Here is a 22,880-nt window from a genome sequence, read left to right on the forward strand (position 1 = left end):
CTTCCGGCCGCCGACGGCGACGAAACGGCCGTCCGCTCACCGGCCGCGACCGGGCGGCCTCCGCCCGCCGGCCGGATAACCGGTTGAGGGCCCGGCGACCCTCCCGCTACTCTTGCGGCCTCACCGGCCGAGGTCCGGCCGGTGACGTGAGACAGGACAGGAGGTGAGGAGTGATGTCCGCCATCGTCACGCGCTCCCGCCTCGGGCTACAGAACGCCTGAGACCCGGGGAAGCGCACCGCTTTTTCGGAGAAAACGTGTCTGACCTGACCTTCCGTCCGCTCACCGCGGACGACCTCCACCTCTTCCACGCCTACGGCCCGCCGCCCGCCTCCGGTGTCGGCGCCCGCCACGCCCCCTTCGAGGAGCTGGGCTACGGCCGGCCCGACTGGCTCTGGGTCGCGCTGCGCGGCGACCAGGTGGTGGCCCGCGCCGCCTTCTGGGGCCCGCCCGGCGCCGGGCACCCGTTCAGCCTCGACTGGTTCGACCCCGGTACCGGCCCCGACCGCGTCGAGACGGGCGCGGCCCTGCTGCGCGCCGCCTACGCCGCGCTCGTCACGCCGGACTACTCCTCGCCCGCCGGGGACCGCCCCGACTTCCACCTGTTCCTGCCCGCCGACTGGAACGACCGCCCCGACGCCGTGGCCGACGTCGCCGACCGGGTCGAGGCGGCCGAACGGGCCGGGCTGCGTCACTCCGTGGAGCGGCTCAACCTGCGCTGGATCCCCGAGTACGGCCTGCCGCCCCGCTCCACCCGGCTCACCTTCACCCCGGCCGACGACGACGAGGCCGTCATCGACATCCTGACCAAGATCGCCGAGGGCAGCCTCGACGCCTGGGACCGCAGCCGTCTCGCCGAACACGGGCCGAGGAGGACCGCGGAGGACACCCTGAAGGACATCGCGGACTTCCCCGGCGGCCGGCACCGCTGGCGGCTGGCGCACGACGCCGCGGGCGACGTGGTGGGCATCACGATGCCCACCCGCAACGCCACCACCGCCACGATCGGCTACATCGGCGTGGACCCCGCGTACCGGGGCCGCCGTTACATCGACGACCTGGTCGCCGAGACGCTGCACATCTTCACCGCCGAGGGCGAGCCCCAGGTCAGGGACAGCACCGACGTGGGCAACGCACCCATGGCGGCGTCGTTCGCCCGGATCGGCTACCAGGTCGTCGGCCGCCGGCTGATCATGATCTGACCGCCGGCCCCTCCCGCCGCGGGAGGCGCCGGGAGGCGGCGGGCCGGAGGACACCGCGCCCCGGCCCGCCGCACCCGCGCCTTCCCGGCGCGGGTGCGCGAAACATTCACAATTATCCGCCGATCGTCTGCACCGCCCCGGTCTACGCTCCGGCGTATGGCGACACCTCAGCAACGACGCGTCCTCCTGGTGGAGGACGACGAGACGATCGCGCGAGCCGTACGGCACCGGCTGGCCGCCGAGGGCTTCGACGTGGCGGCCGTCGGGGACGGTGAGGCGGCGCTGGCGGCGTACGCGAGGTCGCGGCCCGACGTGGTGGTGCTCGACCGGCTGCTGCCCGGTCTCGACGGGCTGGAGGTGTGCCGGCGGATGCAGGCCGCCCGGCCGGTGCCCGTGCTCATGCTCACCGCGCTCGCCGAGGAGACGGACCTGCTCGTGGGGCTCGGCGTCGGGGCCGACGACTACATGACCAAGCCGTTCAGCATGCGCGAGCTGGTCGCCCGGGTGCACGCGCTGCTGCGGCGGGTGGAGCGGGCCTCCCAGCTCGCCGGGCCGGACACGGTGATCCGGCTCGGCGACGTCGAGATCGACGTCGCCGAGCGGCGCGTCTACACCCGGGGCGCCGAGGTGCAGCTCACCCGGACCGAGTTCGACCTGCTGTGCCGCATGGCGGACCGGCCCGGCCAGGTGTTCGAGCGGGAACGGCTGCTCGCCGACATCTGGGGCTTCTCCGAGGCCGCCGCCACCCGCACGGTCGACAGCCACGTGCGGGCGCTGCGCCGCAAGCTGGGACCCGGCGTCGTGCGGACCGTCCACGGCGTCGGCTACGCCCTCGTCCGCCCGTGACCGCGGACGTCCCCGCCCGGCGACCGGCCCGCCACCCGGTCCCCCCGCGCGCTTCCCCTCTCCTCTCCCTCCTCCCCTCCGACCTTCCCTCCGACGACGGGACGTGCTCCGCTTGAGGCCCCTCGACTTCCTGGGACGGATCAAGGTCAAGCTCGGGCTGGTGATCCTGCTGGCCGTGGTGGTGGCGTTCGTCGTCAACGAGGTCGGCATCAACTCCGGCTACTCGCGCGACGTCCGCGTCGCGGTGGCCGCCGTGCTCGCCCTGGTCATCATGCAGCTCCTCGCCCGGGGGATGACCAAGCCGCTGCGCGAGATGGCCGCCGCCGCGCAGACCATCGCCAAGGGACGGTACGGCCTGCGCGTCACCGCGACCTCCCGCGACGAGGTCGGCGAGCTGGCCCGCGCGTTCAACGCCATGGCGGCCGACCTGGCCGAGGTGGACCGCCAGCGGCGCGCGCTGGTGGCGGACGTCAGCCACGAGCTCCGCACGCCGATCACCGCGCTGCGGGCCGTGCTGGAGAACGTCGTGGACGGCGTCTCCGCGCCCGACCAGGCGACGCTGGAGACGGCGCTGGCCCAGACCGAGCGGCTCGGCCGGCTGGTCACCCAGCTGCTGGACCTGTCCCGGCTGGAGTCGGGGGCCCGGCTGATCGAGCTGGAGAACGTCGGGCTGCGGCCCCTGTGCGAGCAGGCGCTGCGCGAGGCCGTGCTGGCCAGGGACGGGGTCGCCGCGCGCTGCGAGGTGCCCGAGGGGCTGGGCGTGCGCGCCGATCCCGACCTGCTGGCCCAGGTGCTGGCCAACCTGCTGGACAACGCCGTACGGCACAGCCCCGACGGCGGCGCCGTGGTGCTGGCGGCGGCCCCGGAGGGCGGCGGGGTGCGGCTACGCGTCACCGACGAGGGGCCCGGCATCCCGGAGGCGGAGCGGGCCCGGGTCTTCGAGCGGTTCTCCCGCCTGGACGCCGGCCGCGCGGCGGACGACGGCGGCGCCGGGCTGGGGCTGGCCATCACCAAGGAGATCGTCGAACTGCACGGCGGATCCATCCGGGTGGAGGACGGTCCGGGCTGCCGCGTCGCGGTCGACCTGCCGGGGCGCACCGCCGGGGACGCCGCCCCGCCCGCGATGCCGCCCGTCCCGGTCCGGCCACCGCCCGTCCCGGTCCGGCCACCGCCCGTCCCGGTCCGGCCACCGCCCGTCCCGGCTCCGTCCGAACCGGCTATCCCGGGGCCGTCCCGGTGGGAGGCTCCGGCCCCGTCCGCGTGCGAGCGGCGGATGACGTCCACCGTTCCGGTCCGGCCGTCCGGTGCGCCCGCCCCGCCGGTCCCTGGAAGGGCGGTGGAGCCCTCCCCGGCACCGCCCGGGACCACCGCGGAGTACGTGGTGCCGCCCGTGCTGCCCCGGCCCGAGCTGCCGCCCACTCCTCGGTGGGCGCTCCCGGCGTGCGCCGCCGTCGGGCTCCTCGCCGCCGTCGCGCTTCCGGGCAGTGCGATGAGCCTGGGGTTCGTCCTGGTCGCCGCGGCCATGGGAGCGGCGGCGCTGCCCGCCGTACGGCGCCGCGTCACCCCCTGGCCGGCGGTGCTCGGCCTGATCGCCTACGGGCTGGTCGCGGTGGCGGCGTTCCGGGACGCCGACTGGCTCGCCGGGCCGCTCCTGCCGGCCGGGTTCCTGCTGGCCGCGCTCGCCCTGTCGGGGGCCGGGCGCGGCTGGGCGGGCGTGCTGCGGGGCGGGGCGTCGGTGGTGCTGGGCCTGCTGCCGGTGCCGTGGTTCCTGGCCGCGCCGTTGCGGCCGGGCAGGGGACTGCCGCTGCGGCGGCGGGTCGTGCCGGTGCTCGCCGGGGTCGCGCTGAGCGCCGTGCTGGTGGCGGTGTTCGGGGCGCTGTTCGCCTCGGCCGACGCGGTCTTCGCCGAGGCCGTCGCCCGGGTCTTCAGCGTCCGGGACCTGCTGGGCGCGGGGGCGCTGCCGCTGCGGATCCTGCTGTTCGGCGTCTTCGCGGCGGTGACCGCCTCCGCCGTGCTGGTCGGCCTGCGGCCGGTGGCGGAGCCGGAGGGCCCGGCCACGCGCCTTTCGGTGAGCCGGGGGGTGTGGGTGCTGCCGCTCGTCGCGCTCGACCTGCTGTTCGGCGTGTTCGTGGCGATGCAGCTCACGGTCCTGTTCGGTTCGTCCAGGTGGCTGGTGTCGGCGACCGGCCTGACCTACGCCCAGTACGCCCGTTCGGGGTTCTTCCAGCTCGCCGCGGTCAGCGTGTTCGTGCTGGCGATCGTGGCGGTCGCCTCGGGCGCGATCAGGCTGCGGGGCGGGGAGCGGTGGCTGATGGCCGGGCTGCTCGGCCCGCTCTGCGCGCTGACCATGGTCGTCCTGGTCTCGGCCCTGCACCGGCTGGACCTCTACGTCGGCGCCTACGGCTTCACCCGGCTGCGGGCCTCGGTGGAGGCGGCGATCTGGTGGCTGGGCGCCGTCTTCGCGCTGGTGCTCGTGGCCGGCGCCGTACGGCTCGTCCGGCGCCGCGCCGTCCGGTGGCTGCCCAGGACCCTGGTCGCGATGACCGGGGCGGCGCTGCTGGCCTTCGCCGTGTGGAACCCGGACCTGCGGGTCGCCGAGACCCAGATCGCCGTCCGGGGCCCGGACCGGATCGACCACCGCTACCTGGGCGGCCTGGGGGCGGAGGCCGTACCCGCGCTGGACCGGCTGCCCGAGCCGGTCCGCAGCTGCGTGCTGCGGAACGTGACCGAACGCAACGACCTGGCCGCGCCGGACCCGTGGAACGGCTGGAACCTCGCCAGGGAGCGGGCCAGGGAGGTGCTGGCCCGCCACCCGGTCAGGGCGTCCAGCGATTGCCGGACACGGTGATCATCGCCTGGAGGGTCACGCTGGCGGAGAAGTAGTCCCGGCGGCCGAAGGCGGCGGAGGCCATCTCGTCCCACAGGGCGTCCAGCCACGCCTGGCCGCCGGGGTCGGCCATCGCCGCCACCGCGAACGGGGCGGAGAAGGCGGCCTCGGCGTCCTCGGAGAGGCGGCGCCCGGCGAGGGTGTAGCCGGCGGCGATCCGGCCGGGGTCCCCGCCGGTCTCCTTCCTGATCCAGGCGCTCATCCGGCGGACCGCGGCGAGCGACCGGGCGTCCCCGGAGGCCACCGCGTCGTCGCCGATCCGCCACGGGGTACGGCAGGCGTTCCACCAGTACGCGCCGTCGTGCGGGTCCTCCAGGACCTCCCGGGGCGCGGGCTTCGGATCGGTGCGGGTGCCGACCACGAAGTCGGCCAGCAGCCCGGTGCCCGGGGCGTACCGCGTCTGCTGGGCGGCGATCAGATCCTGGTGGGCGGCGATCACCTCGTCCCAGGACGGGTCGCCGGTGGCGCGGCGGAAGGCCCGGAAGTGACCGATCATCCAGTCGGAGGACCGGCTGACCCAGTAGTACTCGTCGCCCCGGTCGGTCCAGTCGCCCAGCTTGGTCAGCCGGGTGACCGGGTTGATCTCGCCCTTCCTGATCGCGCGGATCCGGTCGAGCGCCAGCCCGCGGTAGTCGAACGCGCCCGAGCTTCCCCACTGCCGGTCGGCCAGGAGCAGGCCGTAGGCGACGTCGAGGTCGCCGTCGGTGGCGGAGTCGCCGCCGTTCACGCTCCTGCACGAGGCGTCCTGCTCGGCCGCGAGCAGGCCGGGGGTGATCGACGAGGGGTGGGCCAGCACGTACCGGAGGAGCCCGTCGAAGATCTTCTTCGCGTCCGGGTCCGCCCCGGCCATGGTCGCGGTGACGACCATGCCGTAACCCTGTGCCTCGGCCACGTATGGGTGGTCGGCGTCGGGGGAGAGGACCTGGTACCGGCCGTTGCCGCAACCGCGCCGGACGAAGGCGGCCTTCCATCGCCGGTAGTGCTCGACGACCTTCGCGTCGAGGGCGGCCTGTTCGCCGCTCGGGCGCAGCGTCCCGGCGGCGTAGCGGCCCGCGTGGCCGCCGAACGGCACGCGGGGCGCGTCCGGGGCCGCCGGGGCGGGCGTGCCGGTGGGACTCCCGGGAGCACCATCGGTCCCGGGGGCGCCGGTGGGGCTCCCGGTCCCGGATCCACGGGTGGCCCCGCCGGTGCCGCTCGCCGCGGGGGTCCTGGCGGCGGCGGAGCCGGCCGCACCCCCGTCCGCGGCGCAGGCGGCCACCGCGAGCGCCGCCGCGGCCAGCGCAGCCGTCACCGCCGGGACGGCGGCCGGGAGACCGCGGGGACGACGGAGGAGCTGCCTCATGCGCACGGGACGACGGCCTTCCTGCGGGGAGATGCCTGACCCGTTGAAGGATGCCACCGCCCTCGGCCCGGGGCGGCACCGGCCCACCGGGGAGCATCGGGGAGGGGGCGGCCCGGGGGTCTCACGCGGCCGGGGAGCGCGCCGGGGGCCGGTCCGGGGTCTCGCGTGGACGGGGGTGCGCCGGGGGCCGGTCCGGGGGTCCCTCGTGGCCCCGGGGGCTCCTCTTTCCGCGAGGCGCCGCGGAGAGGAAAGTGCGCCGGGGTACGGCGGAGTGGTTCAATCCCGGTGTGATCTTCGATGTGCTGGTCCGTGGCGGCCGGGTGCTGGACGGCACGGGAGCCCCCGCGTTCCCGGCTGACGTCGGCGTCGTCGGCGACGAGATCGTCGCGGTGGGGAGACTGTCCGAGGCCGGAGCCGAGGCCGGCACGGTCGTCGACGCCTCCGGGCGGCACGTCATGCCCGGCCTGATCGACTGCCACGTCCACGGTGACGCCCTGGCCGGTGATCCGGCGGTGCAGCTCGCCGCGCTCCGCCAGGGCGTGACCACGTTCGTCCTCGGTCAGGACGGCCTGTCCTTCGCCCCGGCCACGACCCCCGGGACCCTCGACTACGTCACCCGCTACTTCGCGGCCGTCAACGGCGCGCACCCCTGGGCCGACGGGCCGCTGAGCGTCCGCGAGCTGCTGGACGGCCACGACGGGACGACCGCGCTCAACACCGCCTACCTGCTGCCGCACGGCACGATCCGCTACGACGTGATGGGCCCCGCCGAACGGGCCGCCACCCGCGAGGAGCTGGCCGCGATGCTCACCCGGGTCGAACGCGGCCTGGAGGAGGGCGCGGCGGGCCTGTCCACCGGGCTGGAGTACGCCCCCGGCCGCTACGCCGACGCCGCCGAGATCGCCGCGCTGTGCGCGCCGCTGGGCGGCCTGCCGTACGTCACCCACATGCGCGCGTACGGCGAGCGGGCCCCGATCGGCATGGCCGAGGTGACCGCCATCGCCCGCGCGTCCGGCGCCTCCGTCCACGTTTCGCACTACCACGGCCCGGCGTCCGTCCTGCTGCCGCGCCTCGACGCGGCCCTCGCCGAGGGGCTGGACGTCACCTTCGACAGCTACCCCTACCTGCGCGGCAGCACGATCCTGGCGATGGTCGCGCTGCCCGCGCGGATCCCGGCCGCCGACACCGGGCGGGCGCTGGAGATCCTCGCGTCCGGGCCCATCGAGTGGGACGACTCCATCTGGCCGAGGATCACCCTGTCCCACGTGCCCGGGGACGAGTGGGCCGAGGGGATGACGCTCCCGGAGGCCGCCGCCGAGGCCGGGACCGACCCGGGGGAGTTCTGCCGCCGGATCCTCCTCGGCACCCGGCTGGAAGCCGGCTGCGTGACGGCCCGCCCGGACGAGGGCCCCGAGGGGGAGGAGTCGGTCCGCGCGATCCTGCGCCACCCGGCCCACACGGGCGGCTCCGACGGCATCTACGTCGGCGGGCACCCCCATCCCCGGGGATACGGGGCGTTCGCCCGCATGCTCGGCCGTCACGTCCGCGAGACCGGCGACTGGAGCCTGGAGCAGGCCGTCGTCCACCTGGCCTCCCATCCGGCCCGCCGCTTCGGCCTGCCCCGCCGGGGCCTGGTCCGTCCCGGGCAGATCGCCGACCTCGCCGTCGTGGACGCCGCCGCCGTCCGCGACCTGGCCACCTACGGGTCCCCCCGCGTCCCGGCCGCCGGGGTGGACGACGTCCTCGTCTCCGGCGTGCCGGTCCTGGCCGCGGGACGGCTCACCGGCGCCACCCCCGGACGAGCGCTGCGACCCTGACGGGTCCGGCCCCGTTTCCCCGGTGAGCCGTGGGCCGCGAGGATAGGGTCGGCGGGCAGATGCGAAGGGAGCGGTGCGATGACGGCGACGGTGAAGGGGATCGTGGACCCCGAGAAGGCGGTGGGGTCCTCGCTGTTCGGCGGGGCCTTCAGTTTCCCTGTCATGGTGGCGCGCCGCTCCGCGCTGGAGCACAACATCGCCACGCTCGCGGACTTCGCCGGGCGGCACGGCATGCTGCTCGCCCCGCACGCCAAGACGACCATGTCCCCCGAGCTGGTCCGCGCCCAGCTGGACGCGGGCGCGTGGGGGATGACGGCCGCCACCCCGAGCCAGGTCCTCATCCTGCGCGAGTTCGGGGTCTCCCGGATCGTCCTGGCCAACCAGTTCTTCGACCCCGCCGGGCTCGACGCGGTCGCCGCGTGGCTGGAGGAGGACCCGGCGGCCGAGTTCCTGTGCTTCGTGGACTCGGTGGCGGGGGTGGAGACGCTGTCGGCGCACGCGGGCGCCAGGCCGTTCCGGGTGCTGGCCGAGCTGGGCGTCGCGGGCGCGCGGTGCGGCAGCCGCACGCTCGGCGAGCTGCTGGAGGTCGCCGGGGCGGCGCAGGCGGCCGAGGGCGTGGAGCTCGCCGGCGTCGCCGGGTACGAAGGGGTGCTCGGCACGGCCGAAGAGGTGCGGGCCTACCTGGGCCGGATGCTGGAGGCGCTGGAACACCTGCGGGTGCGCGACCCGATCCTGTCGGTCGGCGGCAGCCAGTGGTTCGACGTGGTCGGCAGGGAGCTCGCCACCTGCCAGGCCAGGATCGTGCTGCGCAGCGGCGCCTACGTCACCCACGACGACGGCCACTACCGCGAGCGCACGCCGTACAACCGCATCGAGGGCGAGCTGCGGGCGGCGCTGGAGGTCTGGGCGCACGTGCTGAGCGTCCCCGAGCCGGGGACGGCCGTCGTCGGGCTCGGCAAGCGCGACGCCCCCTTCGACGAGGGGTTCCCGGTGCCGCGCGGCGTCCTGGACGGCTCGGAGGTCATCAGGATGCACGACCAGCACGCGGTCGTACGGCTCGCGCCCGGATCGCGGGCCACGCCGGGCGAGCTGGTGCCGTTCGGCATCTCCCATCCGTGCACCGCCTTCGACAAGTGGCGGGTCATCCCGGTGGTGGACGACGACTACCGAGTCGTCGATCTCGTCACGACCTTCTTCTGAGTTCCGTATATTTCCCTCTGTTTCACTTGCTCCCGTTCGTCCGTGACCCGCCGAGCCGGCGGTCACGGACACACGACCCGATCGGAGGCGCGGCGGTGCGCCGCGCCTCCTCCCGGCCCCCGAGGGCCGGGTTCCACGCTGGAGGTAGTCAATGAGCGTCAAGCAGGAGCTGCGCACCGCCGAGGGTGCGGCGCCGGTCGGGGCGTACTCCCAGGGCCTCGTCGTCGGGGACTTCGTCTACACCTCCGGCATGGGACCGCTGCACCCCGAGACCGGCGAGGTCGTCGGGACCGACGTGGCCGAGCAGACCCACCAGGTCATGCGCAACCTCGGCGCGATCCTGGCCGCCCACGGACTGGGCTTCGACGACGTGGTGAAGGCGACCGTCCACCTTGAGCACCTCAAGCGTGACTTCGCCGCCTACAACGAGGTCTACAAGTCCTACTTCACCCGGCCCTACCCGGTCCGCACCACCGTCGGGTCCGACCTGATGGACATCCTCGTCGAGATCGACTTCATCGCCTACAAGGGACGTTAGAGTCTGACCGGCTTCGACTCCGACTCCGGAACCGGGTGAAGGGCGGCGGTTTGGACAGCTCGCTACACGTCCACGTCGAGGACGTGCGCGGGGAGGGCCGCGCGGCGGTCCTCGACCGGATCGCCGGGTACGGCGTCGCGGGCGTGACCGTGGCGGTGGCCGGTGAGCGGTCCCGCGACATCACGCCCCACGGTCCGGCCCGGGTGACGCTGCGCGCGGACGGGGTCCACTTCACGCCGCCCGCCGACCTGTTCGACGGGCTGCGACTGGCCCCGCCCGTCCAGGCCGGGGCCGCCGGGGGGCCGCTGGCCGCCCTGCGCGCGGACACCGCCCGGCGCGGCCTGAGGCTGCACGGCTGGGCGGTCTTCCTGCGCAACGCCACGCTGGGCCTGGCCGCCCCCGACGTGACCGTGCGGAGCTGCTTCGGCGACCGGGGCGCGCCCGCCGACCTGTGCCCCTCCCACCCGGACGTCCGCTCCTACGCGGTGGCGCTGGGCCGGGCGGTGGCCAGGCAGGGGGTGGACAGCGTGGTCGCCGAGGCGCTGCACTTCGGCGCCTTCGGCGGTCCCTGCGGCTTCGGCGGCGCGGGCCGCGGGCACGGCCCCGGGCGCGGCCACGTCCCCATGGGCCCGATGGACGCGTTCCTGTTCGGCCTGTGCTTCTGCGACTTCTGCATGCGGCGCGCGACCGACCTGGGCGTCAACGCCGAGGCGGCGCGCGAGGAGTGCGCGCGGATCGTGGGCGGCGTGCTCGGCGGAGACCCTCCGGCGCAGGGCGAGGTGACCCGGGCGGCGCTGACCGCCTACGCGGGCCCCGAGGCCGTCGCCTATGCCAGGGCCCGCTCGGAGGCGGTGACCTCGCTGGTCTCGGAGGTCTCCGCCGCCGTCGCCGGGGAGGGCTCCCGGCTCGTCTTCCTCGACGGGACCGGCGCGGTGAAGGGACACGAGGACGGCCTGCCCTCCCCGGGACTGGCCGCGCACGACGCCTGGCAGCTCGGCGTGGACCTGGTGGCGCTGGGCGACCTGGTGCCCTCGCTCGGCGCGTTCGGCTACGCCCGCGACGCCGTACGGGTGGCCGACGACGTGGGCGCCTACCGCCGCTCGGCGGGCGAGGAGCGGGAGCTGCGGGTCGTGCTGCGGCCCGGCCCGCCCGACACCGACTCGGCCGACCGGCTCGCCGCCAAGGTCCGCGCGGCCCGCGCGGCCGGGGCGGACGCGGTCGACTTCCACGCCTACGGGCTGGTGCCGTACCCGATCCTGGAGCGCGTCACGGCCGCGCTCACGGGCTGACCGCGCCGCCCGGCCCGCCCGGAGTGATCCGCTTTGGAGCGGCTCTCACCCGGTGCTTCTCACTCGGGGGCGGCTCTCACTCCGGAGCGTGGGCCATTCCGTCGAGGACCGTGGACACCGCCCTCGCGGCGAAGCCGTCGTCCAGGGGCAGGCCGCGGAAGGCCACGCGCAGCCATACCGCGCCGCCGAGCAGGTCCATGATCATCAGCGGGTCGGCCGAGGCCGGCAGCTCGCCGCGCCGCCGCGCTCGTTCGAAGATCCCCGCCTCCCCGGAGAGCCGCTCGGCGAAGAAGCGCCGGGCCGCGGCGGCCATCTCGGGATGGCGTACGGCGGCGCCGAGCGCGGCCAGCGCCACGTCCGCCGACGGTGAGCGGGTGAGCAGCCCGGCGATGCCGGTGACCAGCGCCTCCAGGTCCTTCCTGAGGCTGCCGGTGTCGGGTTGCTCCACCGTCAGCAGGTCGGCCTCCACCAGTGCGGCGGCCAGCAGCGCCGCCTTCGACGGCCACCAGCGGTAGATCGTGGTCTTGTTGACCCCCGACCGCTCCGCCACCCCTTCGACGGTCAGCCCGTCGTAGCCCTTCTCGGCCAGCAGGTCCAGCGTGGCCCGGAAGATCTGCTGTTCTTTGCGCGGTGCCATCCCCGCTCCCTGCCCTTCGCTCTGCCCTCTGCGCTCTGCGCGGTCCTGTCCGGGTTCGCCGTCCGGTGCCGTCTGGTTTCCGGCTACGGCCGGCTTCCTCTGGCCTTGTGTGGTCCTTCCGGTCCTGGGTGGCTCCGGTCCGTCCTGGGTGGTCCCTGTGCTTCCGCGGTTCCTGTGCTTCCGCGGTCCCGCGCGGATGCCCGGCGGGCCGTACCCGACTATAACCACGCAACGGTGCGTTGTGTTTTAATGGCGGCATGTCGAAATGCAACGCACCGTTGCGTTGTGTTCTGCTCGATCGTCTTCGAAGCGCGGAGGTCAGTGATGCTGCCGATCGTCCTCGTCCACGGAATCCGGGTCAGCGCGACCATGTGGGATCCGGTGGCCGCCCGCATCCGCGGCCCGGTGGCCGCGCCCGACCTGCCCGGACACGGTTCGCGCCGGGGAGAGCCGTTCACGATCGAGGGAGCCGCGTCGGCGGTGGCCGACGCGATCGACGCGCTCGGCGGCCGGGCGTTCGTGGCCGGGCTCTCCCTGGGCGGCTACGTCGGCATCGCCACCGCGGGCCTCTTCCCCGGACGGGTGGCGGGGCTGGCAGCCCTCGGATGCACCGCGAACAGCCGATGGGCGGCCGTCCCCTACCGGTTCGCCGCCTCCCTGGCCGCGCGGAACCCGGCGCGCGCCGACCGGGTCGGCGCCCTCCTCCTCCGCGGCCTCCTGCCCGGCCCCGCCGGTGCGGCGATGGTCGCCGGGGGACTGTCGTGCGAGGCGCTGCCGCAGGTCGTCGAGGCCGTCACCGGACACGACCACCTCGCGGCGCTGGCCGCCTATCCGGGCCGGGTGTGGCTGGTCAACGGCGCCCGCGACCCGATGCGGGCGAACGAGCGCGACTTCCTGCGCGCCTGCCGGAACGGGCGGCTGATCCTGCTGCCCCGCAGAGGGCACCTGGGAGTGCTGACGGCTCCGGGGCCGCTGGCCCGCCTGATGGAGGATCTGCGCGACCTGTCCGGCGACCGTCGGGACGGGGGCCGTCGGGACAGGGATCGGTGGGAGAGGGATCGGCGGGACGATGACCGGCGGGACGGCGGCCGGGCTGTCGGCGGGCCGTGACATACTCGCCGTCGTGGGCTGGCAAAAGGCGCTCAACGCGCTTATCGGGCGATCGGCGGAGCTCGCCCGTCTGACCGCCGTCCTCGACTCCGCCGCCGCGGGGCTCGCGGGAGTGGCCCTCGTGGGCGGCGACGCCGGGATCGGCAAGACCCGGCTGGTCACCGAGCTGGCCGAACGGGCCGAGGCGGCCGGCTTCGCCGTACTGGTCGGGCAGTGCGCCGAACTGGGCGACGCGTTGCCGTACCTCCCGCTGGCCGACGCCCTGCGCGGCGCGCCCGCGGAGCTGCGCGCCGAGATCGAGGCCCGTCCGGTGCTCGGCAGGCTGCTGCCCGGCGGCGCCGACCTCGACGCCGGGACCGACTCGGCCCTCACCCAGCAGCGGCTCTTCGGCTCGATGCTGGGCTTCCTGGCGGCGAGGCCCGTGCTGCTGATCCTGGAGGACCTGCACTGGGCCGACCGGTCCACCCGCGACCTGCTCGTCTTCCTCAGCCGGATGCTGCAGACCGAGCGCGTCTGCCTGGTCGGCACCTACCGCACCGACGACCTGCGCCGCCGCCATCCGCTGCGCCGCGTCCTCGCCGAGCTCAAACGCCTCCCCACGGTGACCGCCGTCGAGCTGAACCCGCTCGGTCCCGACGAGATGGCCGGCCACCTCTCCGGGTTCGGCGGGACGGACCCACGGGTGATCAGAGAGATCGTCGACCGGGCCGAAGGCAACCCGTTCTACGCCGAGGAGCTCCTGGAGGCGGCGACCGACGGCTGCTCGATGAGTGACGGCCTGGCCGACCTGCTGCTCTCCCGGATCGAACCGCTCTCCGACGCCGCACAGCGGGTGCTGCGGGGCGCCGCCGTCGCCGGACGGCGCGTCGACCACGCCCTGCTCCAGGAGGCGTCCGGCCTGGACGACCTCACCTTCGAGGACGCCATGCGGGAGATCATCTCCCAGGGGCTGCTCCGCCCCGACGGAGGGTACGGCTACGCCTTCCGTCACGCCCTGCTCCAGGAGGCCGTCTACACCGACCTGCTGCCCGGCGAGCGGACCCGGATGCACTCGGAGTTCGCCCGGCTGCTCACCGCCCGCGAGGGCGCCGCGGCCGAGCTGGCCTACCACTACCTCGCCGGTCATGACCTCGCCGAGGCGCTGTCGGCCTCCGTCGAGGCGGGCCGGCGGGCCGAGCGCCTCGGCGCGCCCGCCGAGGCCCACCGCCACTTCGAGCAGGCGCTCGGGCTCTGGGACCGCGTCCTCGACGCCGAGATCCGCGCCGGAACCGACCGCGTACGGCTCGCCATGCGCACCGCCGTCGCCGCGGCCGGCACGGGCGACAACCACCGGGCCATCGCCCAGTTGCGGGAGCTGCCCCCGACGGCCGAGACCCACGAGCGCCTCGCCTACTACCTCTACGACTCCGACGACGTGCCGGCGGCCGTCGCCGCCGCCGAGGAGGCCGTCGCGGCGGCCGACCCGGACACGGCGGTACTGGCGCGGGCGCTGGCGACCCTCGCCCGCACCCTCATCCCCACCGACCGCCGCGGGGAGATCCGGCCGCTCGCCGAACGCGCCCTGGAGATCGCGCGGGCCACCGGGGCGTGCGACGCGGAGAAGAGCGCGATGGTCACGCTCGCCTCCTGCGCCGAGTACGACGGCGACCCCGGCCGGGCCGGGGAGTTGTTCGGCGCCGCCGCAGCCCAGGCGTCCGGCGACCTGGCCGTCGACCTGCGGGCGATCTTCCAGCACGCCAGGGTCGAGTTCGAGCACGGCTCGATGGCCGAGGCCGCCGTGATCGCCGAGCGCGGCATCCGGCTGGCCGAGGACAGCGGTCTGTCCTGGAGCACCTTCGGCACCGACCTGCGGTTCCTCCAGTTGCTGATCCACTACACGGCGGGGGACTGGGTCCGGGCCCGCAGGGAGGGTGCGGGCTTCGGTGTGCGCGTCGGTACGGGCCACGAGGCGGTCCTGTCGTCCTTCGCGCTGTTCGTCGAGGTCGCCATGGGGCTGCCCGAGGTGGACGAGCGGCTGACCTGGGTGCGTCCCTTCTGGTCCGACTCCCTGGTCGCCTACATGTCGCGGGCGCTGGCCGCCGAGCACGCCCTGTGGAACGGCGACCCCGGACTCGCCCTGGAGCACGTGACCGCCGTCCTCGACGCCCTCGGCCCGGACGACATGGGCAACATCCGCATCGGAGCGGTCGGGCTGTGGGCGCTGGCCGAGCTGGGCCGTTCCGACGGCGCCGACGAACTGCTGGCCCTCGCCCGCAAGCCGGTCCGTCCCGGGACGGGAGCCGAGGGGCACGCCTGGCTGGCGAGGGCCGAGGCCGAGTGGCACCGCGCGCACGGCCGCGCCGACGTCGGGGCCTGGCGGGCCGCGGTCGAGGCGTTCGACTACGGGTTCGTCTACGAGACCGCGCGCTCGCGCTGGCGGCTGGCCGAGGCGCTGCTCGTCTCGGGAGACCACGCCGCGGCCCTTGAGGAATGGCGGACGGCCGTCCGGACCGCCGCGTCGCTCGGCGCCCGGCCGCTGGGCGACGCCCTGGCCGACCTGGGCCGCCGGGCGCGGTTCCCCTCGGCCGAGTCCGGGGCGCTGTCCGGGACCGCTTCCGGGGGCGGGATCGAGGACGCTTCCGGTGGTCTCTACGGGGGTGCGGCGGGGTCCGGGGCAGGGGCCACCGTGGAGCGGGAGACACGGGAGGGCGCGCGGGGACGGGCGTCCGCCGGGCCGCGTCCGGGCGCGCTCACCGGGCGGGAGCGGGAGGTGCTCTCGCTGGTGGCCGAGGGCCTGGCCAACCGGGAGATCGGCGAGCGGCTGTTCATCGCGCAGAAGACGGTGAGCGTGCACGTCTCCAACATCCTGGGCAAGCTCGGAGTCTCCTCCCGCACCCAGGCCGCCGCCGTGGCCCGCAGGGAGGGCCTGCTGTAAGGACCTTCGGCTTCGGCGGGTGCCGGGAGGCTTTCCGGGGTTCCGGAAGTCTTCCCGAGCCGGGGCGGCGGGTCTTCGAACCGGTCGCACGGCTCCGCCGCCCGGATGGAAGCCGGGCGGCGGGCCGGTCGGCCGGGGCGGCGGAGAACCGGTCCGGAGGTCAGCGGCTCCGGGTGGAGACGGCCAGCTCGCGGACGACCTGGATCAGCTCGGCCGGGTCGAACGGCTTGGTGAGGTAGGCGTCGACCCCGATGCCGAACCCGCGCCGCCTGTCGTCCTCCTGCGCCCGTGCGGTGATCAGAACGACCTTGATGTGGCTCGTCCCCTCGTTCCTCCGCAGCTTCGTGGCGGTCATCCAGCCGTCGAGCCGCGGCATCATGACGTCCAGCGTGATCACATCCGGCATCACGTCCCGCACCTTGTCCAGGCAGTCCTGCCCGTCGAAGGCGGTCTCCACCTGGAACCCCTCAAGGGTCAGGTTGACCGCGATGAGCTGCCGGATGACCTCGTCGTCATCCACCACCAGTACCTTGCCCAGAACCTCGCCCACGGCCGTGAGGCTAACCCGTGGGAGTGGGGCCACGCGCGGTTTTCGCCGGACGCGTATCCGCCGCGTCCCGGAAAAGCCGTGGAGGACGCCGCGTTATCCACAGAATCCCGTTCGGCTCCTTGGCGATCACGTGTTCCGGCCGACCCTGGACCCCGGTCATCCGCCGAACCCGGGAGGACACATGATCACCGCATTCCTCACCACCGCCGCTCTCGCGGCTGCTCTCGCGGGAGCGCCGCAGGCGTCCCCGGCCCGTCGCTGCCCCGACGCCGTACGGCTCCTGTCGGGTATCCGCTCCCTCCTCGGAGCCGGGATGCCGGACGGCATCCGGAGATGGGTCGAGAGCGAGGTGCGGGACGCTCTTGCCTCCGCCTGCGAGGCCCGCCGGGAGTTCCCTGCTCCCGCGCCGCCATGGGCACCGCCCCCGGCCCCCGCTCCCGCGCCGCCATGGACACCGTCCGTGACCCCTGCCCCCATGTCGCCGTGGACGCCGTCTCCGGCACCCACTCCACCCCCGTCGTGGGTGCCGCCCTCGACCCGGGATGAGACCGGGATCGGAAGCCCTCCCGCCGATCAGCCGGCCGCCGGCCGGCCTTCCACTGGTCGGTCCTCCGCCGGCCGGCCTTCGGCTGGTCGGTCTCCTGCCGGGCGGCCGGCGGCCAGGGCGGGGAAACCCGGCGCTTCACCCATCCCCTCTCCCTCTTCGAGGTCGCGCCGGGCCTCGCCCGGCCTGACGGCCGTGGCCGCCGCCCTCCGCCATGTCGGCAGGCCGTACGTCTGGGGAGGCGGGTCCGGGGCGGGCCCGACGGGCGGCGGCTTCGACTGCTCGGGGCTCGCCCTGCACGCGTGGTCCAGGGCGGGTGTCACCCTCACCCACTACACCGGCAGCCAGTTCAGGCAGGGCCGCCGGGTGCCGCTCTCCCGGCTCCGCGCCGGAGACCTGGTCTTCTTCGGCGGCGGCGCGGGAGACCCCACCCACGTGGGTGTCTACGTCAAGAACGGCGTCATGGTCCACGCCCCCAAGACCGGTGACGTCGTCAAGCTGACGAACTTCACCGCCTCCCCCTACTACCGCGCCCGCTACCGCGGAGCCGTCCGCCCGGGTCCCCGGTGAGCCTGCCGCCCGGCCCCCGGTGACCGTTCGCCTTCCGTGATCTCCCCTCTGCGCTTCGAGTGTCAGTCCACCTCCAGAACCTGGTAATCTTTCACTCGCTGGCCCCCTTAGCTCAGGGGATAGAGCACCGGCCTCCGGAGCCGGGTGCGCAGGTTCGAATCCTGCAGGGGGCACCAGTGATCCACCAGGGGAAACCCGGCTACGACCCGCGGAAACGCGGGTCGTTTTGCTTTTTCTGACGGGTACGGGCTCGCCCGTCCAGTACGGATTCCGCGACCCGGAATCCGGCATCGGCCCGCCGGGCCCCGGAGTCGGGGCCCGGCGGGCCGGGGACGAGCGGTCAGGCGAGAGACGTCAGGCGAAGGACCAGGTGAAGATGTGCATCTGGCCCTCGCCCACCGGTGAGAAGCTCAGGGACTTGAGCGTCTTCCCCGGGGTCAGAGCGATGGGCTGGGAGGCGTACACATTGGCGCTGATGGGCTGGAGCAGCCAGGATCCCCAGAACTGCCGGTAGGGGGCGGTGGCCACGATCTCGTTGCCGTACTGGGGGGTGTCGTTGCCGAAGTCCAGGATCCAGTCGCTGAAGCCCAGCCGGGCCGTGCTCGTGGTCCCGTCGGTGTAGGTGAGCGTCACGGTGGTCTGGGGGTTGCCCTGGGTGCCGGCGCCGAGGAAGGAGAGCCTGCTCGCGCCGGCCGGGGCGGCCACGTCGAGGGGGGTGGAGCCGACGCGGATGTTGTCCCAGTCGCCCTTCTTGGTGTCGGGCCAGGTGAAGCGGAAGTCCTTCCAGGTCACCGGCTCGCCGGGGCGCAGGCCCGCATCGGCCAGCGCCTGGGCGGAGTAGCTGAAGCCGGGGCCGTCGAGGTTGGACTCGCCGGGCGAGGTGACGTCACCGATGCCGGCGTTGTTGCGGTGCCACTCGGGGGTGCCGCGGGCGGCGACGTTGAGCCGGACGCCGGCGGTCGTGTCGCCCACCGTGATCGGCACGGTGCGGAAGCCGGGCGCCGTGTCCTTCTGCGCCGAGATCGTGAGCTTCACCTGCGCCTTCCCCGACGCCGTCACGGACAGCGTGCCGCCGGACGGCGTCACCGTGACGCCCGCGGGGGGCTGGGCCCGCCAGGTGAGGGTCGCCGCCCGGCTCAGGGAGCGGACGACCAGGTCCGTCTCGAAGGCGCCGCCCGGCTCCACCGGGCCGCTGCCGCGGGTCAGGCCCGCCAGGTACGGCTTCGAGCCCTGGTCGAAGGAGGGCGGGACGTCACGCGGGTCGCTCCCGAACCCCCGGTTCGGGGTGGAGCCGAGCGTGAAGTCCAGTTGCCCGCCGGCCGTGGCGAACGACTCCGGCAGCCACGCCCGGCTCGTCGCCGCGCCGTTGACCTTCAGCCCGCGGATGTACGGGGAGGCGGCGCCGGGCGCGTTGATCACGATGTCGCCCGCGGGTCGGTCGATCACCACGCGGTCGAACAGTGGCGTGCTGACCAGCAGTTCGGCGCGGCCGGGGATGGCGGGGTACAGGCCGATCGCCGACCAGACGTACCAGGCGCCCATGGTGCCCAGGTCGTCGTTGCCGACCAGTCCGTCGGGCCCGGGGCCGAACAGCTCCTTCTGCACGCGGCGTACCAGTTCCTGCGTCTTGTACGCCTGCCCGGTCCACGCGTACAGCCACGGCGCGGGCATCGCGGGCTCGTTGCCCATGTAGGCGTAGGGCCGCGCCGGGCCGGCGTTGAGCTCGGTGAAGTACTCGTCCAGGCGGGCGGCGGCCTTGTCGCGTCCGCCCATCGCCGTGAACAGCCCCTGCACGTTCTGCGGCACGAGCCACTGGTACTGGGCGCCGTTGCCCTCCATGTAGACGTCGGGGTCGCCCGGGTCGAACGGCGACTTGAACGAGCCCTCGCCCATGCGGGGCTGGATCCAGTCGTTGCCGGCGTTGAAGAGGTTCTGCCACGCCTGCGCCCGCCCCATGAACTCGGCGGTCGTGGTCCGGTCGCCGAGGCGGGCGGCGAGCTGGGCGATGCCGAAGTCGGCTATGCCGTACTCGAGGGTGGAGGAGGGGTCGTTCGGGACGTAGCCCTGCTTCATGAAGGCGGCGTTGCCGGGGCGTTCGTCGTAGCCGAGCTGCGGGTGGCCGATGTCCATGGGGCCGACCCGGCGTGCGGCCTCCGCCATGGCCCGGAGTGCGGCGGTGTACTCGAAGTCGCGGGCGCCGAAGGCGTACACGGTGGACAGGATCACGTGGAACGGGTCGCCGACCATGACGCCGGTGACGGCGGTCTGGTGGGACCAGCGGTCCCAGACGTTGCCGAGGGACTGGGCGTTGGCGTACATGGACTGGGCGATGTCGGAGGCCGCGTCGGGCGCGAGGAGTGCCAGGAGCTGCACCTCGCTGCGGTAGATGTCCCAGCCGGAGAAGGTCGCGTACTGGTGGTGGCCGGGACGGACCGTGCGGGTCTTGCCGTCCGGGCCGGTGTAGGAGCCGTCCACGTCGTCGAAGACGTACGGCTGGAGGAGGGTGTGGTAGAGGTTGCTGTAGAACGTCCGGCGCTGGTCCTTGGTGCCGCCGCCGACGGCCACCTTGCGCAGGCGGTCGTTCCAGACGGCGCCGGCCGCCTGCTTCACCTGGTCGAGGCCCTTGCCGCCGATCTCCGCCGCCAGGTTCCGCTTGGCGCCGTCGATGCTGACGTACGACAGGCCGACCCGCATCTGGACCGGCTGGGACGGGTCGAACTGCAGGTAGGCTCCCGACCCGGGCCCGTTCACCGTGACGTCGCCCGGCTCCACCAGGTCGCCCCTGACCTTGGCCTTGCCTGCGTTGGCCACCGTGGCCGCGCCGGGGCGGACCTCGTCGTCCTTCCAGGTGCCGTGGCCGGTGACCGGGCGGTCGAACTCGGCGTGGAAGTACACCTTGTAGCGCATCGGCGGGCCGCAGAAGCCGCCGGTCTGGACCCACCCCTCGACCGTGTTCCCGCTGATCCTGGTCTCGCCGTCGTCCACGCCGTTGACCGAGCCGCTGGTGTTCAGCAGGATCGTCCCGGGCTTGCCCTGCGGGAACGCGAAGCGGGCCACGCCGGCCCGCGCGGACACCGAGATCTCCGTCTTGATCCCGGTGTCCAGGACGCTGCTGTAGAAGCCGGGGGAGGCCGTCTCGTTCTCGTGTTTGAAGGTCTGGACGTAGTCCTCGCCGTGGGTGGCGGGGGAGCGGCCGACCGGCCCGGAGAAGGGCAGCACCGGGAAGTCCTGAGCGCCCGTGCAGCCCGGCCCCGAGATGTGCGTCATCGAGAATCCGCGTAGCCGGTCGTCCTCCCACCGGTAGCCGCCGCCCGCGTTGGCCACCGTGTCGGGGCTCCACTGCAGCATGCCGAACGGCAGCACGGCGCCGGGGAACGTCATGCCCCCGCCTCCGCCGTGGCCGAAGTCGGCCGCCGCCTCCTTGGTTCCGTGGAAGACGTTGACCAGGGAGGCGGGGTCGCGTTCGAGCGCCGTGTCCGTGGCGGTCACGGCCGGGCCGGGTGATATCAGGGTGGTCGCGACGAGGGCGGCGACCACGGGTAGGGACCATTGAGACAAGGCAGTCCTCCAGGGATGAGACCGCTATCACCGCACCTCGGGCCGCCGGTCGGGGTCAACGGGCAGAAGCGGCGGTCACAACCTGCCGTCCGGGGTAGGGGTGGACGGGCACGGGAACCGGTTGCCACATTCGCAGGTACCTGCGTGTCGAGCCGGTGTGAGGAAAGCAGCGATGACTGTCGTGCCCGCGGTTCCCGTCGAAAGCGCCGAAAGCGTCGAAATTCCAGCAGAGCCCGCCGCCGATCCCCGTGATCCCCGTGATCCCACGGTCAGGCTCGACCTGCTCCTCGATCCGGACTCGGCCGTGCCGCTCGGCGGCGCGGACGGGAGCGGCGTGACGGCCGTACACGGGCTGGTCGGCGGGGCTCCCGTCGTCGCCTACTGCACCGACGCCCGCGTGATGGGCGGTGCGCTGGGCGCGGCCGGGGCCATGCGCGTCGTGGCGGCCATCGAGGCCGCCGTACGCCGGGGCTGCCCGGTGATCGGCCTGTGGCACTCCGGAGGCGCCCGGCTGGCCGACGGCGTGGAGTCCATGGACGGTGTGGGCCGCATGTTCGCCGCGATGACCCGGGCCTCGGGCGTGGTGCCGCAGATCTCGGTCATCCTCGGACCCGCGGCGGGCGCGGCGGCGTACGGGCCCGCGCTCACCGACCTGGTCGTCATGGCGCCCGCCGGCCGGGTCTTCGTGACCGGCCCCGAGATCGTCCGCAGCGTCACCGGCGAGGTCATCGACATGGAGGGGCTCGGCGGTCCCGGCGCGCACGCCCGCAGGTCCGGTGTGACCCACGTGGTGGCCGCCGACGAGCGGGACGCGATCCGCCGCGCCCGCCTCCTGACCGGCTTCTTCACCTGCCGGGGGGCGTTCGACCTGGCCGCGCTGCGTGAACCCCATGAGACCCGCGAGCCCCGTGACCTGCGTGCGCTGCTGCCCGAGTCACCGCGCCGCGCCTACGACGTGCGCCCGCTGGTGCGCGGCCTGCTGGACGCCGACGGCGGCTTCGAGGAGCTGCAGCCCCGGTGGGCGGCCAACATCCTGGTCGGTCTCGGCCGGCTCGGCGGCCGGCCGGTCGGCGTGCTGGCCAACAACCCCCGCCACAAGGGCGGCTGCCTCGACGCGCTGTCGGCGGAGAAGGCCGCCAGGTTCGTCCGCATGTGCGATGCCCACGGGGTGCCGCTCGTCGTGCTGGTGGACGTGCCCGGCTACCTGCCGGGCGTCGGCCAGGAGTGGGACGGGGTGGTACGCCGCGGCGCCAAGCTGCTGCACGCCTTCGCCGAGTCCGTCGTGCCGCGGGTCACGCTGATCACCCGGAAGGCGTACGGCGGGGCGTACATCGCGATGAACTCCCGCTCGCTCGGCGCGACCACCACGTTCGCCTGGCCCGGCGCCGAGGTCGCGGTCATGGGCGCGGAGTCGGCCGTCGGAGTGCTGCACCGCAAGGCCCTCGCGGCCGTCCCCGAGGAGGAGCGCGAGGGGCTGCGCGCCCGGCTGGCCGAGGAGCACCGCCGGGTCGCGGGCGGCGTGGAGCGGGCCGTGGCCATCGGCGTCGTGGACGAAGTGATCGCTCCCGAGACCACCCGCCTGCGGATCGCCGAGGCCCTCGCCCGTGCCCCGCACACCCGTGGCCACCACTCCAACATCCCCTTGTGAGGAAACAGGAGGCACATCATGTCCCAGTTCACAGCCGTACTGGTGGGCGGGCCCGCCCACCTGCCCGCCGAGCGGCGGATCCAGAGCGTGGGCTCCCCGGACGAGACGCTCAAGCTCCCCCACGGCGCGGGGTACGAGCACTTCCGTCACCGTGGCGAGTCCACCGAGATCGGCGGTGAACCGGCCCTGGTCTTCGCCTGGGTCATGCGCACGGCCGTCGCGGAGTGAC

At 74.4% G+C, this 22,880-nt stretch carries 17 protein-coding genes and 1 tRNA gene; 14 read left to right on the plus strand and 4 right to left on the minus strand.

Annotated features, from left to right (window positions below):
- Nucleotides 1-256: 256 nt before the first annotated feature.
- The 3 genes from ACZ6W9_RS02505 (at nt 257) to ACZ6W9_RS02515 (ending at nt 4,895) form a co-directional block, all read left to right on the plus strand.
- Nucleotides 257-1,201, plus strand: coding sequence for an N-acetyltransferase (locus ACZ6W9_RS02505; RefSeq protein WP_389959110.1), 945 nt, complete (start codon nt 257-259; stop codon nt 1,199-1,201).
- A 156-nt stretch (nt 1,202-1,357) separates the two neighbouring features.
- A complete protein-coding gene (locus ACZ6W9_RS02510) occupies nt 1,358-2,047 on the plus strand; it encodes a response regulator (RefSeq protein WP_389959112.1) in 690 nt (229 codons plus the stop codon).
- A gap of 103 nt (nt 2,048-2,150) precedes the next feature.
- The gene (locus ACZ6W9_RS02515) at nt 2,151-4,895 is read left to right on the plus strand and encodes a DUF4153 domain-containing protein (protein WP_470116592.1); all 2,745 of its coding nucleotides are present in this window, start codon (nt 2,151-2,153) and stop codon (nt 4,893-4,895) included.
- Here the strand turns inward: ACZ6W9_RS02515 and ACZ6W9_RS02520 are convergent.
- Nucleotides 4,864-6,225: a glycosyl hydrolase family 8 gene (locus ACZ6W9_RS02520; protein WP_470116593.1), complete on the minus strand. Its 1,362-nt coding sequence runs from the start codon at nt 6,223-6,225 to the stop codon at nt 4,864-4,866. The two genes, ACZ6W9_RS02515 and ACZ6W9_RS02520, sit on opposite strands and share 32 nt — an antisense overlap.
- Before the next feature lie 338 nt (nt 6,226-6,563).
- On the opposite strand from ACZ6W9_RS02520, the gene ACZ6W9_RS02525 reads away from it, so the two are divergent.
- The 4 genes from ACZ6W9_RS02525 (at nt 6,564) to ACZ6W9_RS02540 (ending at nt 11,120) form a co-directional block, all read left to right on the plus strand.
- Nucleotides 6,564-8,093: an N-acyl-D-amino-acid deacylase family protein gene (locus ACZ6W9_RS02525; protein ID WP_470116594.1), complete on the plus strand. Its 1,530-nt coding sequence runs from the start codon at nt 6,564-6,566 to the stop codon at nt 8,091-8,093.
- Between the two features lie 78 nt (nt 8,094-8,171).
- A complete protein-coding gene (locus tag ACZ6W9_RS02530; RefSeq protein ID WP_389959123.1) occupies nt 8,172-9,293 on the plus strand; it encodes an alanine racemase in 1,122 nt (373 codons plus the stop codon).
- A 151-nt stretch (nt 9,294-9,444) separates the two neighbouring features.
- A complete protein-coding gene (locus ACZ6W9_RS02535) occupies nt 9,445-9,831 on the plus strand; it encodes a Rid family detoxifying hydrolase (RefSeq protein ID WP_389959125.1) in 387 nt (128 codons plus the stop codon).
- Nucleotides 9,832-9,881: 50 nt separating this feature from the next.
- Nucleotides 9,882-11,120: a hypothetical protein gene (locus ACZ6W9_RS02540; RefSeq protein ID WP_389959128.1), complete on the plus strand. Its 1,239-nt coding sequence runs from the start codon at nt 9,882-9,884 to the stop codon at nt 11,118-11,120.
- 76 nt (nt 11,121-11,196) lie between these two features.
- Here ACZ6W9_RS02540 and ACZ6W9_RS02545 read toward each other — a convergent pair whose 3' ends face one another.
- A complete protein-coding gene (locus ACZ6W9_RS02545; protein ID WP_470116595.1) occupies nt 11,197-11,757 on the minus strand; it encodes a TetR/AcrR family transcriptional regulator in 561 nt (186 codons plus the stop codon).
- Nucleotides 11,758-12,081: 324 nt separating this feature from the next.
- Between ACZ6W9_RS02545 and ACZ6W9_RS02550 the strand changes: the two genes are divergently transcribed.
- The gene (locus ACZ6W9_RS02550; RefSeq protein ID WP_389959134.1) at nt 12,082-12,867 is read left to right on the plus strand and encodes an alpha/beta fold hydrolase; all 786 of its coding nucleotides are present in this window, start codon (nt 12,082-12,084) and stop codon (nt 12,865-12,867) included.
- Nucleotides 12,827-15,781: a helix-turn-helix transcriptional regulator gene (locus ACZ6W9_RS02555; RefSeq protein WP_470116596.1), complete on the plus strand. Its 2,955-nt coding sequence runs from the start codon at nt 12,827-12,829 to the stop codon at nt 15,779-15,781. The genes ACZ6W9_RS02550 and ACZ6W9_RS02555 overlap by 41 nt, the downstream gene beginning before the upstream one ends.
- Nucleotides 15,782-15,941: 160 nt before the next feature.
- Here the strand turns inward: ACZ6W9_RS02555 and ACZ6W9_RS02560 are convergent, their stop codons facing one another.
- On the minus strand, nt 15,942-16,331 hold the full coding sequence (locus ACZ6W9_RS02560; protein WP_389959140.1) for a response regulator transcription factor: 390 nt from the start codon (nt 16,329-16,331) through the stop codon (nt 15,942-15,944).
- Nucleotides 16,332-16,742: 411 nt separating this feature from the next.
- Here ACZ6W9_RS02560 and ACZ6W9_RS02565 point away from each other — a divergent pair, with 411 nt between their 5' ends.
- The 3 genes from ACZ6W9_RS02565 to ACZ6W9_RS02575 all read left to right on the plus strand — a co-directional run bounded on the left by ACZ6W9_RS02565 (nt 16,743) and on the right by ACZ6W9_RS02575 (nt 17,621).
- Nucleotides 16,743-16,877 (plus strand): hypothetical protein, encoded by a 135-nt coding sequence (locus tag ACZ6W9_RS02565; RefSeq protein WP_389959143.1) that lies wholly within the window; start codon nt 16,743-16,745, stop codon nt 16,875-16,877.
- A 193-nt stretch (nt 16,878-17,070) separates the two neighbouring features.
- Nucleotides 17,071-17,445 (plus strand): C40 family peptidase, encoded by a 375-nt coding sequence (locus ACZ6W9_RS02570; protein WP_389959146.1) that lies wholly within the window; start codon nt 17,071-17,073, stop codon nt 17,443-17,445.
- A gap of 101 nt (nt 17,446-17,546) precedes the next feature.
- Nucleotides 17,547-17,621: transfer RNA gene (locus ACZ6W9_RS02575), tRNA-Arg, on the plus strand.
- 178 nt (nt 17,622-17,799) lie between these two features.
- Here the strand turns inward: ACZ6W9_RS02575 and ACZ6W9_RS02580 are convergent.
- Nucleotides 17,800-20,982, minus strand: a complete 3,183-nt coding sequence (locus ACZ6W9_RS02580) for a GH92 family glycosyl hydrolase (protein WP_470116597.1) — start codon at nt 20,980-20,982, stop codon at nt 17,800-17,802.
- Between the two features lie 193 nt (nt 20,983-21,175).
- On the opposite strand from ACZ6W9_RS02580, the gene ACZ6W9_RS02585 reads away from it, so the two are divergent.
- Both ACZ6W9_RS02585 and ACZ6W9_RS02590 read left to right on the plus strand, forming a co-directional pair.
- On the plus strand, nt 21,176-22,651 hold the full coding sequence (locus tag ACZ6W9_RS02585; protein WP_389959152.1) for an acyl-CoA carboxylase subunit beta: 1,476 nt from the start codon (nt 21,176-21,178) through the stop codon (nt 22,649-22,651).
- Between the two features lie 18 nt (nt 22,652-22,669).
- Nucleotides 22,670-22,879 (plus strand): DUF5988 family protein, encoded by a 210-nt coding sequence (locus ACZ6W9_RS02590; protein WP_362942986.1) that lies wholly within the window; start codon nt 22,670-22,672, stop codon nt 22,877-22,879.
- Nucleotide 22,880 lies beyond the last annotated feature (1 nt).

The organism is Streptosporangium sp. NPDC053982 (genome assembly GCF_055585205.1).

What these genes read in the sequence shown, in the direction of transcription:
- ACZ6W9_RS02510 (WP_389959112.1), top strand. Translation starts at nt 1,358, where the DNA reads ATGGCGACACCTCAGCAACGACGCGTCCTCCTGGTGGAGGACGACGAG.
- ACZ6W9_RS02530 (WP_389959123.1), top strand. Translation starts at nt 8,172, where the DNA reads ATGACGGCGACGGTGAAGGGGATCGTGGACCCCGAGAAGGCGGTGGGG.
- ACZ6W9_RS02535 (WP_389959125.1), top strand. Translation starts at nt 9,445, where the DNA reads ATGAGCGTCAAGCAGGAGCTGCGCACCGCCGAGGGTGCGGCGCCGGTC.
- ACZ6W9_RS02545 (WP_470116595.1), bottom strand. Translation starts at nt 11,757, where the DNA reads ATGGCACCGCGCAAAGAACAGCAGATCTTCCGGGCCACGCTGGACCTG.
- ACZ6W9_RS02550 (WP_389959134.1), top strand. Translation starts at nt 12,082, where the DNA reads ATGCTGCCGATCGTCCTCGTCCACGGAATCCGGGTCAGCGCGACCATG.
- ACZ6W9_RS02555 (WP_470116596.1), top strand. Translation starts at nt 12,827, where the DNA reads ATGACCGGCGGGACGGCGGCCGGGCTGTCGGCGGGCCGTGACATACTC.
- ACZ6W9_RS02565 (WP_389959143.1), top strand. Translation starts at nt 16,743, where the DNA reads ATGGGCACCGCCCCCGGCCCCCGCTCCCGCGCCGCCATGGACACCGTC.
- ACZ6W9_RS02585 (WP_389959152.1), top strand. Translation starts at nt 21,176, where the DNA reads ATGACTGTCGTGCCCGCGGTTCCCGTCGAAAGCGCCGAAAGCGTCGAA.
- ACZ6W9_RS02590 (WP_362942986.1), top strand. Translation starts at nt 22,670, where the DNA reads ATGTCCCAGTTCACAGCCGTACTGGTGGGCGGGCCCGCCCACCTGCCC.